Consider the following 12,474-nt stretch of genomic DNA (forward strand, 5'->3'; position numbering starts at 1 on the left):
GCGCATACAGTCATTCAAAGGCTAGACCTCGTGCCAAATGGCACGTATAATCACACTCCATTAAGGCCCCTTAGCTCAGTTGGTTAGAGCAGGCGACTCATAATCGCTTGGTCACTGGTTCAAGTCCAGTAGGGGCCACCAAATTTTAGCTGTTAAATCAGCATATTAAGCCACTTCTTAGCAAGTGGCTTTTTTGTTTCTATAAACCATTGCCCCATTTTTGCCCCATCAGATATTTTTAGCTACGTTAATATTTATAGAATCACTACATTTTAAAAATTTTTTATTATTTGTTTTGAATTCCATTCTATTTCAGTTTCAAAAATCTATAACTCACTGAAAAATAAATATTCTCTAAAATTCTCTCGCGTAAAATATGGATCATCAATCCCACGTAAAGCATGAAATTTCTTTTACTATTAATGTGTTATTTTTTATCGTGTTCCTTTTTCCACATCTCAAACTTTATTCTTTCATTAATAGAATATGAAAATTTCTTGATCTAAAAAAGCATATTATTTTTCCATTACAACATATTAAAATAAAATATTTAAAAAATAATTCACCTCTGTATATTTAAATCGTTTCCATTACCTTGATGTACATATTAGCCCCCACAATAAACATTAATTATTTATTGAATGGAATACACAACAATCACATATAAATACCGTAAACAAATATAGAGGTTATAAATGAAAAAATTACTTATTATTAGTATTCTTTCCTTTTCAGCATTTTCGCATGCCGGTATTGATTTTGACGGTTATTGCAAAAAACTAAATGGAAAAGTAAAAAATGGCAAAATTTCCAGCCTCACGGTTGTAACTAATAGTTATAACGATGGGGAAAAACCAGTGTTAGCAGCCAATATAAAATTTGTCCCTACCACTGGTGGCTCTTATCATTATGGCATTATGTACAACGCAACTGCACTTTACGATATCGCTAAGGTTTCATTTCTGACACAAACAAATATAGCCGTATGTATTGGAAGTGAAAAAACTTTTCCTGGTAACGATGCCCTCTTTATGATTGGGTTATCAAGACACTAATTATCCAAAAGTAAAAGAAATCATGACTAAATAAAAAAGGGAAATGACATAACACTATAAAGCATTTATTGAAAAATAGAGGTTATAATGAAAAAAATAATTTTAATTATATTATTTATTTTATTTAATATACAACTATCATATGCAAGACCTGTTAGTAAAGTGTACCGAGCAGACTCAAGACCACCCGAGGAGGTATTTAAAAAAGGATTTGTCGCTTGGGGAAATAATATCAATTTTCATTCCCATGTAAACGGTGTTTCAGGGAGAAGAGGGAGTAAAGACTCTGCATTTATTCCGACAACATCAAGTTTTAAATCAAGTGAAAAATTCGCAAAAGATTTACTCAATGTCTCAAGCGAAAATAAATCTTATATTTATAAGATAAGAGCAACAAATAATTTTTATTCTGCACTTGAGACTGTCTATTATTATCATGATAAAATTAAAGAACGTGTTAGTGACGTATTAAGATCAGTATTAACTGAAGAGCAAGAATATTCTGCATATATAAATATTCCAAATCAATTAATAGAACTTGTCACTATTTACACTAAAGAAGGTAGTGAGATCCTTGAAGAAACAATGGTAAATCCTCATTATTCACCAGAAAAAACACATTCATCTGATGAACCCTATAAAGGTTATAACCCATTAAAAATAGATAATTTACCTCATCTAGTGATGGGATTATCTATGACAAATATAAACAATGAGTTAGCAGAAGCATCCGCAGTGCTACCTTCATCTTCATTCACTTGGGGTTCTGTACTAAGTACAGTTATGGAGGTGGCTGAAGCATTATGATTAATAAATCAAATCAACTATGTCTGCATTATTACATTAACGATACTCATGTCTAATAATATAAATTTATCTTTCTGATTCATATAGGTATATATGAATCAGAACTTTCATACTTATTAATTATTTTAATAGAATTAATTGGCTTATTACTTCTTTTATTGAGATAATATTCTCACAATTCAAATCTTGTCTTATATAATTACTATTATGGTCATTCGTCCTAATCAACACTGGTTCTTTCGGTTATTTGATTGGCATGGTTCAGTGCTTTCAAAAATAATCTTTCGTTTATGCCTTAATGTTATCATGTCAATTATCGCTATTTTGATTTATCAATGGTATGAACAATTAGGAATACACTTAACAGTTGCTCCTTTTAGTTTACTCGGTATTGCCATCGCAATATTCCTTGGTTTCAGAAATAATGCAAGCTATAGCAGGCTTGTGGAAGCCAGAACCCTATGGGGTAATATGTTAATTACTCATCGTAATATATTAAGAAATATAAAAGCATTATTACCTGAAGATAAACAATTTAATCGAGACTTTTCTAATCTATTAATTGCTTTTAGTTGGAGCTTAAAGCACGAGCTAAGAAAAACAGATCCAATGGTTGATCTTTACCGCCTATTACCTCGAACTTTATTTAATGAAATAATGAATAGCCCTTATCCCACTAATCGTATTTTATTACATATCGGTTTAAAAATAGGTGAACTGAGAGATAACAAGATGATAAGTGATGTTATTTTTCAATCAATTAATAAAGATATTAATAATTTATCTGATGTACTCGGAGGTTGCGAACGGATCTCAAATACCCCAGTTCCATTTGCTTATACTTTGATATTGCAACGTACTGTTTATTTATTTTGTACATTATTACCTTTTGCTTTGGTAGCAGATCTCCATTATATGACACCGTTTGTATCAGTTTTTATCTCTTATACTTTTTTATCTTGGGATTCATTAGCTGAAGAATTAGAAGATCCTTTTGGTGTATCTGCAAATGACTTACCCTTAAATGCCATTTGTAATACGATTGAAAGAAACTTATTAGAAATGCAAGATATTACCCCATTACCGATAACTGTAAGACCAGATAAACATTATAACTTACTATGATCAATAAATAATCATAACCACCCGTAAGCGGGTGATTTTATATTTAAGACGCTGACGCGACTTAAACTGGCTAAAGCCAATAATAATAAAGCTCACTTGAGTTTTACACTCAGAGTGAGCTTGTTTTGAATACAATATTAACAGACTAACTTAACGGATTAATATTGTTCTTTAATTTGAAAGACTGAAACTTTATCTGTTAAGTTTTGTGCTTTCTCATCTAAGATCATTGTTGATGTTGCACCTTGTTCAACCAAGGCAGCATTTTGCTGTACAACAGAATCCATTTGGTTAATTGCGACAGCAATTTGTTCGATCCCGACTTTTTGCTCTTCTGATGCAATACTAATGCCCTGCATAATATCGCTGACTTTAGTAATAGAAGAGACTATCTCTTGCATATGCTCACCCGTTTTATTAACCAACTCACGGCCATGAGCCACATCAGCAACGGATTCTCTGATAATTTGATTAATTTCACGCGCAGCATCTGCACTTCTTGCTGCTAAATTTCTCACTTCTGTTGCAACAACAGTAAATCCACGGCCTTGCTCACCTGCACGCGCCGCTTCAACGGCTGCGTTTAATGCCAGAATATTGGTTTGGCTTGCTATGTTATTAACCACATCATTGATTTCAGCAACTTTTAATGTTCCTACCTCAATTTTCTTCATTGAGTTAATCGCATCATTCATAATGTTAGAACCATCAATCGCTAAATCGCGTGTTTCTGCGGTAATGGAGTTTGCTAAAATCGCATTATCCGTATTATTCACTACTGCGATTTTTATCTCTTCCATACTTGCTGCTGTTTGTTGTAAAGCACTTGCTTGCTCCTCAGTACGAGAAGAGAGATCTTGGTTGCCAGAAGCAATTTCTGCCGAACCTTTTTTGATCTCTAGCGCTTCTTCTTTAACAAGTTGAATAGTCGATGTTAGCGCTGTTTGCATATCCCCTACATTAGAGAACAAAGTTCCAAACTCATCATTTCGTTTCTTAGGTAGAGTGAAACTTAAATCTCCCTCTCCCACTTTTTGTAAAATCGAAGACAATGTATTGAGATTGAAGATAAAAGTTTTGTTTATCCAACGAATAACCATATAAAGCAGAGAAAGGATAATGGCTAACGCAATAATCGAGGTATAAATAGAAAGATGAACCATCCAAGCTTGCTGTGTTTTAATATCATCATTCACAGCTTTAGTGATCATAAGATATTCATCAAAGAGATCAGATAAACGATTAAAGTCACCAGAGAGGTTTGATTCTGTGTAATCTAGCGTATCTATAGGTGCAATAAGTTCATCTAGAAGATAATAGAATAACACTGATAGTTGTTCTGAATTACGTTGAGCGTCAGGACTTATCTTCTTCACGCCTACCCAATGTGTGATAGTCGCTTTTGATTTTGTCGCCAACTCTTTCGCTTCAGCAACAAGTGATTTAATTGTTTCTTGCTTATTCTCATCCGTCATTGTTTTCAACAACATTAGGTAGTTGACGTGAGAACGAATGGTCGCTAATTCATACCTTGCTTCTTGAACACTATTCAATCTGGTATTCAAAGAATCCAATGATGCGAAGTTCTCTTGCATCCTATAAATAAAAAATGACGACAATACAGATGATAATAAGAAAATGGCTAATAATATGATAGAACCTACTTTAGCTGATCTTTCAATACTCATGAAATAATCCACCCCGGTAATAAAGTGATACAAATGTACTCATTTATCGGCACGAAATAGATTTTATTTACTTATTAATCAGAATTATCGATACAAACACTTATTACAGTTTTCAATCAATGATTGCGACTAGTTTTTTATACTGATATTCATATTTTAACTTTGATAATATCTCACAATGAAATAATATTTTAGTGTTATTAATAAGTTAAAAATAAAACAGCGCACTTCAATACAATACTTCAAAGTGAGCTGTTTTAATCGTTATTACATCGGTTCCTCAATCTGAAATACCGCTACATTATCCATCAATACCTGCGCTTTTTCGTCTAACATCATCGTTGAAGATGCGCCTTGATCCACTAAAGAGGCGTTTTGTTGCACAACCGTATCCATCTGATTAATCGCCACCGCAATTTGTTCAATACCAACCCGTTGCTCTTCAGAAGCGAGACTTATCCCTTGCATAATATTATTTACTTTTGTAATTGAAGAAACGATCTCTTGCATATGTTTTCCCGTTTTATTAACGAGAGCGGTTCCTTCTGCGACATCTTTTATAGATGCTTTTAATATCTGGCTGATCTCTTTTGCAGCATCTGCACTTTTGGCTGCTAAATTTCTTACTTCAGCAGCAACAACGGTAAAACCTCGCCCTTGTTCCCCTGCTCTCGCAGCTTCTACTGCTGCATTTAGCGCTAAAATATTCGTTTGACTCGCAAGATTATTAATCACTTCGTTAATCTCACCCACTTTTAACGCGCCTTGCTCTATTTTTTTCATCGATGAGATAGCTTCTTTCATTACACTAGCACCATCTATAACGATGTCATTGGATTGATTAATAATCTCATTGGCTTCTTGAGTATTTTCGGTGTTATTGGCTACTGCGGTTTTAATCTCTTCCATACTGGCTGCGGTTTGTTGTAATGCACTAGCTTGCTCTTCAGTACGAGCAGAGAGCTCCTGATTACCTGATGCAATTTCAGAAGCTCCTCGTTTTATCTCTAACGTTTCTCTTTTTACGGTAAGAATGGTAGAAGTTAACGCTTTTTGCATATCACTCACATGTGAAAATAACTCACCAAATTCATCTTTTTTCATTTTAGGTAAATCGAAAACTAATTCCCCTTTACCAACTTTATTTAACACATTAGACAACGTATTAAGGTTATAAATAAAGGTTTTGTTTATCCAACGAATAGCAAAATATAAAATAACGAATAGAATTAATAAGGATATGAGAGTGGAATAAATAGAAAGCTGAACCATCGTATCTTGTCTATTTCTGAGCCCAGCACTATTTTTGGCTTTAACAGAAACATAGTTATCAAATAAATTATTTAATCTATCAAAATCATTGGCAAACTCTGTATCCTTTATATGTATTGCTTCTGAGCCATTTGACGCAATCAAGAGTCTATCAATTAGGCTATAAAATAACTTTGCTATTTCATCTGCACTTTTTTGTGCTTCTACTGTGACTTTCTTTTCTTTTACCCATATATCCATTGCATGTTTAGCACTTACCGCAATTTTTTTGTTTTTCTCAATAATTTCAGCATCTTTAGCATTTGTTTCGGCGGTATCTTGTATCAGAAAATTCACATTAGAACGCATAATCGCTAATTGATAACGCGCCATCAAAACATCGGTGTAACGTGTCAATAATACTTCAACTTGAGTAAAATTATTTTTCATTTTATAGATGAAAAATGTAGATAATACAGAGGATAAAATAAAAATTAATAACAGTGCAGATGCGCCTATTTTAGCACTTTGTTTAATACTCATAATAAAAATACCTATATGTACATATCGATAAACTTTATTTTTTATCGACGAAGTTATTTTTTTATTTAATTATCATTGATACATATAAGTTAATAATTTTTATTTAAAAATTTTTATTCTATAAATAACCACTAATCATATTTTAAATAAATCACGCTTTATTCTTATTTTATAAAATAATGCAACCAATAATGTTAATAATAAATACGCTATTTTTTATCAATCACGCATTACTTTATTGGGTAGCCAATATCTACTGATGCTTTTCATCGATTACTCCTACACCCTATTATTCATAAAAGTATAAATAGTTTTATTTTCAATAAGTAACAACCGTACTATCTCATTTTGAGAACGATGATATAATATGCACCATGACCTTAAAAAACTCTGATGATTTACGGAGCTTAACTTTTTATGCAACCTCAGTTTGAAAACTCAAAAAACACCGTAAAAACATTATCAGTGTTTGATTTTGATGGCACGCTGACCTATCACGACAGTTTTATTCCTTTTTTAAAGTTTGCTTTTGGTAAACGTAAATTTTCACGCCGTTTGATTAAGATGGTATTGCCCACATTACGTTGCTTTAGACGCAAACTTACTCGTGATGAATTAAAAGAAGTACTTATTAAAACCTTTTTAACCAACATTGATGAGAATTGGTTAAAAGAAAAAGCCGAAGCCTTCTGCCAACTTTACTGGGCTAAACTAATGCGCCCTACCGGTTTATTAGCCGTTGCTGAAGAGGTGAACAGTCACGCTGAAGTCACCATTTGTTCAGCATCACCAGCAATGGTATTACAACCCTTTGCTGATCGCTTAGGCATTAAATTAATTGGTACAACGCTCGAGGTTGTTGAAGGTGTATTAACGGGGAAAATTATTGGTAATAACTGTCGCTGTGGTGAAAAAATCAAGCGGTTAGAAAGTGTTTATGGGGATCTCACACAATATCATTTAAGAGCTTGGGGAGATTCTCGAGGTGATCATGAGTTGCTTTTTGCAGCACAAGATCCTCATTGGCGCCACTTTCATACAGGTAAAAGTAAATCGAAAAAATCCCCCATAAAGATAGAAACAAAAAAATAATCTTACCCACAAAATTGAGCACAAAAAAACCCTCGATTAACGAGGGTTTTTACCATGCACTATGTACTATATGTACTAATAGTGTAGAGATTAGATATTCACGCCGTGTTGTGATGCTAATGCACCTAAACCACCCGCAAAACCTTGACCTACAGCTTTAAATTTCCACTCTGTACCATGGCGATATAACTCACCAAAGATCATTGCAGTTTCTGTAGATGCATCTTCAGAAAGATCAAAGCGTGCAATTTCAGTATTATTGTCGTTATTAAAAACGCGCATAAAACTGTTGCTCACCATACCGAAGTTTTGTTTACGATTTTCAGCATCATAAATAGTGACTGCGAATACCAATTTTTTCACTTCAGCAGGGACTTTTGATAGGGTGATTTTTACTTGCTCATCATCACCATCGCCTTCCCCAGTACGGTTATCTCCTTGGTGTTCAACGCTTCCACATTGACTCACTTTGTTATTAAAGAAGATAAAACTTGCGTCTGAAAGTACTTTTCCATCTTCACCTACCATGAACACTGACGCATCTAAATCGAACTCTGCGCCATCAGTCACGCGGGCATCCCATCCTAGACCAACCATAGCAACCGACATTGTTGGTGCTTCTTTAGTCAGAGAAACATTACCGCCTTTAACAAGGGAAACTGCCATATCAAAGCTCCTACTTTATTGAATAAACTGGCAATCACATCTTATGACTGCCAGCGGTTAGTGTCTTATAAATCCACTATCAAGAGGCATTAATACCGTATTGAGCACAAACTGAACCTAAACCACCTGCATAACCTTGACCAACAGCACGGAATTTCCACTCCGAGTTATGGCGATATAGCTCACCAAATAACATTGCTGTTTCTGTTGATGCATCTTCCGTTAAGTCATAACGAGCAACTTCAATTTGGTTGTCATCATTAACTAAACGAATAAATGCACCTGATACTTGGCCAAAGCTTTGGCGACGAGCTTGCGCATCATGGATAGTCACAACGAAGATAACCTTATCGACATCATTTGGGATCATGTCTAATTTGATTTTCAGCGCTTCATCATCACCATCGCCTTCACCAGTACGGTTATCACCCGTGTGAACAACAGAGCCATCAGCAGATCTTAAGTTGTTATAAAAAATGAAATCGGCATCGCTACGTACTTTTCCATTAGCCGCTAACAGAAATACAGATGCATCTAAGTCAAAATCTTGACCATCTGTAGAACGGGCATCCCAACCAAGTCCGACAAGGACGTTTTTCATCGTTGGGGCTGCTTTGCTCAGAGAGACATTACCACCTTTAGAAAGAGAAACGCTCATTTTTTAACCTCTTTAATTTAGTTTTTGATATTCTGATTTCTCAAGAATACTAATTATTCTGACTTACCTTCATTATCCTTTTTCTCTGGGAATAAGAAACTTGCAATAATACCCAGAGCAAGAACACCAAGCACAACAAATAGGCTGGTTGTCGCGGAGATGCTGTATCCATGTTGCCAAATATGATCTGTTGCATTTAGACCCAGTTTTACAGCAATAAAGAACAACAACACAATAACCGCTTTTTCAAGGTAAACGAGATACTGTTTTAACGCTTCTAACACGAAGTAAAGCGTACGTAAGCCTAAAATTGCGAACATCATTGCACTATATACAATTAAAGGTTCACGGCTTACTGCGATAATAGCGGGAACCGAGTCGAAAGCAAACATCACATCAGAAAGCTCTACGACTGCCACACACAGCATCAGTGGCGTTGCATATAGCGCAGCTTTTGTACCACGACCGATAGTAATATCTTTGTTTTCAGGTTTCGCTAACTCTACATCAACTTCTTTTTGTGTTAGTAAGAATGCATGTCCAGTGATTTTTGGCCATATAGGGAAAAATCGTTTTACTAAGCGATAAGCAAGATGCTGCGAATAGTCTTCAATTTCTTCACTATCATCACCGCTTTTCAGCATCATAACTGCCGTCCAAGCCACGATTAAGGCAAATACTATCTCAACATATGGTCCTAAACTTAACAGTCCTGTACCGATGGCAACAAAGATCCCACGGAAAACAATAGCACCGATGATACCCCAATAAAGAACGCGGTGACGGAAGCGATCAGGCACAGCAAACCAAGAGAAAATCGCCATCATGACAAACAAGTTATCAACCGAAAGCACTTTCTCTAGCGCATAACCTGTTACGAATAAGCTCGCAACCTCTGCACCATGGTGAATATAAAGGAATCCTGCGAATACCATTGCAATAGCAACCCAGAATATAGACCAAAATATGGCATTCTTTAATGTTATCGGCTTATCTGAGCGATGCATAAATAAGTCGATAAAAATAGCGCCAATCGCAAGTACAACAAAGACAATGACAGTTTCTGTCGGAAAACCAATATGTGTGGATACCATAATAATTCCTAAACGGTTCCCTATATTAAATTAATTACAAACCAAATTCTGCGGGCTCAAAACCTAATGCAATGGCAATAGCGCGCACAGCTTCTTTTTCATCATTGTCAAAATCACCATCACTTTTCGCAACAGCAATACCGACACGAATAGCTAATTGCGCAGCTTCTGGCTGATCTTTCATTGCCAGAATATACTTCATGGTTTCGCCTTTACCGACTTCAGTATCAAATTCGAAACTCAGGATTAGCTTATTAAAGAATTCGATAACTTCAGAAGTATCAAAAACTTTAAGTTCATCCGATGCTTTTAAAAAACCGAGCATCTTCTGTTTTTCTTCAGAACTCACTCCACCGCTGGCAATGGCAATACGTGCGCAAACAGCAACAGTGCCTTGCATAAATTTTTTGTTTTTAAAGCGACCAACTTGCTTTGCTAACTCAGAGCGACCTGAATTAAAACCATCTTTTAATTTGTTAAAAAAACTCATGCTATTTTTCCTTATATCAACTTGATCACTTAGAACCCGCTGTCCAGCGAAATCCCCACCCGTAGGCATTATCCATATCACGGTGACCTTTAAAAAACTCATTGAGACGTTCAACTTTTATCGAACCATTCTCATTAACGAGTCGTGCAATCGCACACATATTGCGACCATTATTACCGTCAGTTAAACGGGTTTCGATAGGAGGTTGTTCTGGTACATGAATGGTGACAACACCATCTGTTTTGCTCCAATTCGGTACACCTTCATAAATAAACGCGAAAATCAGCACTTGCTTGATATTTTTCCATTCACGTCCATTCACAAAGATCCATTCACCACCAGCAACATCTCCCGTACGATCATCGCCTTGCAATTCAACATAAGGAATACGATTGAAATCACCAAACCCGTTTCCTAATGCTTGAATAACGGACTTATGTCCTTGCTGAAGTTCAACAAAAGCACCGATATCTAAATCGATACCTTTATTGCCACCGAACAACCCACCTAATAACCCAGAACCCCCACTTTTGCTTTCTCGATGCCAATCAAGGTTGATCCGAATTTTACCGAAGTCATCTTTCTTCGTTAGGCTAATTGCCGGTTTTTCTTTAGTTAAAGAAACCTTACTTAAGTTCACCGAACTTGGCGCTGGCGCCGGTTTTGGTGCTGGTGCTGGTGCTGGTGCTGGTGCTGGTGCTGGTGCAGAGTCTGCAATATCAACACCAAAATGTTCAGCTAATGGCTTTAAACCGCCGTTAAATCCTTGAGCGATAAAACGGAACTTCCAACTACCATTACGAAGATACAATTCACCTAAAATTAATGCCGCTTCAGGACGACCGTTAATATCAACATTACCGTTTGCCACAACTTCGTTATTAGCATCAACTTGAATTGATAATCGTTGTAAATTTGCGATAGTTTGTTGACCTTCACAAGTCGCCGTAAACGCAATTTTTTCAACATCTGGACGTAAGCGCGTTAGATCCACCGTAAAAGATGTGCTGTTTCCTGCTGTCGCATAAATAACGGTGCGATCATCATTAGCTGTCTGTCCATAAAACACCATATCGGTGTCGCCATTCACTTTACCTGACGCATAAAGTCTAAAAGCAGACACATCAACTGGTGCACCTGATTGAATTCTAATGATTAATGTTTGATTAGGAACAGGTACGTTACCGCCTGGAGTCATATTCATTTATCGCACCACCGTAGCCACAATATCAGGCATCATGTCATTAATAACACGGCCTTTACAAGGCGCACCAAACGCAGTGAAATCCCATTGACCATGATTACGTTGTAAAGAAGCAATCACGATACCTGTATGAGAGCCTTGCTCTGTTAAGGTATAACGCACTAGCTCTTTATTCGTTGTTTTATCAACAACTCGGCAGAATGCGTTTTCAACTTCATTAAATGTTTGTCCACGGAAACTATTTACTGTAAATACCAAGTATTCAACATTTGTTGGTAAACGGTTTAAATCAACGAAAATTGTTTCATCATCGCCATCACCGTCACCCGTTAAGTTATCACCAGAGTGAATAACCGACTGACAACTTGATTTTAATTTTCTAAACCAAATGGTATCGATTTGATTACCATTTGCGTCAAGTAATACGCAACTTGCATCTAAATCGATAGAACCACCACCACCAAAAAGACCGCCTAATAATCCTTTTTTCTTAATCGGATCCCAGCCCAAACCAAACATTAAGTGGCTCAGTGTAGGTACTTGTTTACTGAGAGAAACTGTTTGATTCTTGCTTAATGAAACCATAATTAAATTCCTTCAGAGGTAGAGTGAAACAATAACGCCATTTGTGATTAATTCCATATCATGAAAATCATCATATCATGATGAAGTACACGAGCAAGACTATTTTTCTCACTTAAATTTAAAGTTTTGTCAATTTATTGATATTAATGATATTTTCATTGTAATAAAATATTAAAAACACAAAAAAATCATAATAATAACTTACTCAATTACCCA

12 protein-coding genes and 1 tRNA gene are annotated in these 12,474 nt (G+C 35.7%); 5 read left to right on the plus strand and 8 right to left on the minus strand.

Features of this window, described 5'->3' with window-relative positions:
* The first annotated feature begins 64 nt into the window (after nucleotides 1-64).
* The 4 genes from JEP71_RS10720 (at nucleotide 65) to JEP71_RS10735 (ending at nucleotide 2,987) form a co-directional block, all read left to right on the plus strand.
* Nucleotides 65-141, plus strand: a tRNA-Ile gene (locus tag JEP71_RS10720).
* Nucleotides 142-695: 554 nt separating this feature from the next.
* A complete protein-coding gene (locus JEP71_RS10725; protein WP_198626213.1) occupies nucleotides 696-1,055 on the plus strand; it encodes a hypothetical protein in 360 nt (119 codons plus the stop codon).
* 87 nt (nucleotides 1,056-1,142) lie between these two features.
* The gene (locus JEP71_RS10730) at nucleotides 1,143-1,862 is read left to right on the plus strand and encodes a scabin-related ADP-ribosyltransferase (protein WP_198620747.1); all 720 of its coding nucleotides are present in this window, start codon (nucleotides 1,143-1,145) and stop codon (nucleotides 1,860-1,862) included.
* Between the two features lie 207 nt (nucleotides 1,863-2,069).
* The gene (locus tag JEP71_RS10735; RefSeq protein WP_198620771.1) at nucleotides 2,070-2,987 is read left to right on the plus strand and encodes a bestrophin family protein; all 918 of its coding nucleotides are present in this window, start codon (nucleotides 2,070-2,072) and stop codon (nucleotides 2,985-2,987) included.
* A 158-nt stretch (nucleotides 2,988-3,145) separates the two neighbouring features.
* Here the strand turns inward: JEP71_RS10735 and JEP71_RS10740 are convergent, their stop codons facing one another.
* Complete coding sequence (locus JEP71_RS10740; protein ID WP_198620746.1) at nucleotides 3,146-4,675, minus strand: methyl-accepting chemotaxis protein; 1,530 nt, start codon at nucleotides 4,673-4,675, stop codon at nucleotides 3,146-3,148.
* A gap of 267 nt (nucleotides 4,676-4,942) precedes the next feature.
* Nucleotides 4,943-6,469 carry a methyl-accepting chemotaxis protein gene (locus JEP71_RS10745; RefSeq protein ID WP_198620745.1) on the minus strand — a complete coding sequence of 509 codons (1,527 nt, stop codon included), beginning with the start codon at nucleotides 6,467-6,469 and terminating at the stop codon, nucleotides 4,943-4,945.
* Nucleotides 6,470-6,886: 417 nt separating this feature from the next.
* Here JEP71_RS10745 and JEP71_RS10750 point away from each other — a divergent pair, with 417 nt between their 5' ends.
* Entirely contained in the window at nucleotides 6,887-7,561 is a 675-nt protein-coding gene (locus JEP71_RS10750; RefSeq protein ID WP_198620744.1) for an HAD family hydrolase, read from the plus strand.
* Between the two features lie 90 nt (nucleotides 7,562-7,651).
* Here JEP71_RS10750 and JEP71_RS10755 read toward each other — a convergent pair whose 3' ends face one another.
* The 6 genes from JEP71_RS10755 to JEP71_RS10780 form a co-directional block, all read right to left on the minus strand.
* Nucleotides 7,652-8,227 (minus strand): TerD family protein, encoded by a 576-nt coding sequence (locus JEP71_RS10755; RefSeq protein ID WP_109373011.1) that lies wholly within the window; start codon nucleotides 8,225-8,227, stop codon nucleotides 7,652-7,654.
* 79 nt (nucleotides 8,228-8,306) lie between these two features.
* The gene (locus JEP71_RS10760; protein ID WP_100158820.1) at nucleotides 8,307-8,885 is read right to left on the minus strand and encodes a TerD family protein; all 579 of its coding nucleotides are present in this window, start codon (nucleotides 8,883-8,885) and stop codon (nucleotides 8,307-8,309) included.
* Between the two features lie 53 nt (nucleotides 8,886-8,938).
* Nucleotides 8,939-9,979, minus strand: coding sequence for a TerC/Alx family metal homeostasis membrane protein (locus JEP71_RS10765; RefSeq protein WP_198620743.1), 1,041 nt, complete (start codon nucleotides 9,977-9,979; stop codon nucleotides 8,939-8,941).
* A gap of 34 nt (nucleotides 9,980-10,013) precedes the next feature.
* The gene (locus JEP71_RS10770; protein WP_109373009.1) at nucleotides 10,014-10,469 is read right to left on the minus strand and encodes a tellurite resistance TerB family protein; all 456 of its coding nucleotides are present in this window, start codon (nucleotides 10,467-10,469) and stop codon (nucleotides 10,014-10,016) included.
* 25 nt (nucleotides 10,470-10,494) lie between these two features.
* Nucleotides 10,495-11,673 (minus strand): TerD family protein, encoded by a 1,179-nt coding sequence (locus JEP71_RS10775; RefSeq protein ID WP_198626214.1) that lies wholly within the window; start codon nucleotides 11,671-11,673, stop codon nucleotides 10,495-10,497.
* A complete protein-coding gene (locus tag JEP71_RS10780; protein ID WP_198620741.1) occupies nucleotides 11,674-12,258 on the minus strand; it encodes a TerD family protein in 585 nt (194 codons plus the stop codon).
* Nucleotides 12,259-12,474: the final 216 nt, after the last annotated feature.

The organism is Proteus sp. PR00224, assembly GCF_016238105.1.
Taxonomy (GTDB): domain Bacteria; phylum Pseudomonadota; class Gammaproteobacteria; order Enterobacterales; family Enterobacteriaceae; genus Proteus.

Bases quoted from the DNA above. Each gene is read 5' to 3' on its own strand.
- JEP71_RS10770 (WP_109373009.1), bottom strand. From the start codon at position 10,469: ATGAGTTTTTTTAACAAATTAAAAGATGGTTTTAATTCAGGTCGCTCT.
- JEP71_RS10745 (WP_198620745.1), bottom strand. From the start codon at position 6,469: ATGAGTATTAAACAAAGTGCTAAAATAGGCGCATCTGCACTGTTATTA.
- JEP71_RS10775 (WP_198626214.1), bottom strand. From the start codon at position 11,673: ATGAATATGACTCCAGGCGGTAACGTACCTGTTCCTAATCAAACATTA.
- JEP71_RS10740 (WP_198620746.1), bottom strand. From the start codon at position 4,675: ATGAGTATTGAAAGATCAGCTAAAGTAGGTTCTATCATATTATTAGCC.
- JEP71_RS10735 (WP_198620771.1), top strand. From the start codon at position 2,070: ATGGTCATTCGTCCTAATCAACACTGGTTCTTTCGGTTATTTGATTGG.
- JEP71_RS10755 (WP_109373011.1), bottom strand. From the start codon at position 8,227: ATGGCAGTTTCCCTTGTTAAAGGCGGTAATGTTTCTCTGACTAAAGAA.
- JEP71_RS10730 (WP_198620747.1), top strand. From the start codon at position 1,143: ATGAAAAAAATAATTTTAATTATATTATTTATTTTATTTAATATACAA.
- JEP71_RS10750 (WP_198620744.1), top strand. From the start codon at position 6,887: ATGCAACCTCAGTTTGAAAACTCAAAAAACACCGTAAAAACATTATCA.
- JEP71_RS10725 (WP_198626213.1), top strand. From the start codon at position 696: ATGAAAAAATTACTTATTATTAGTATTCTTTCCTTTTCAGCATTTTCG.
- JEP71_RS10780 (WP_198620741.1), bottom strand. From the start codon at position 12,258: ATGGTTTCATTAAGCAAGAATCAAACAGTTTCTCTCAGTAAACAAGTA.
- JEP71_RS10765 (WP_198620743.1), bottom strand. From the start codon at position 9,979: ATGGTATCCACACATATTGGTTTTCCGACAGAAACTGTCATTGTCTTT.
- JEP71_RS10760 (WP_100158820.1), bottom strand. From the start codon at position 8,885: ATGAGCGTTTCTCTTTCTAAAGGTGGTAATGTCTCTCTGAGCAAAGCA.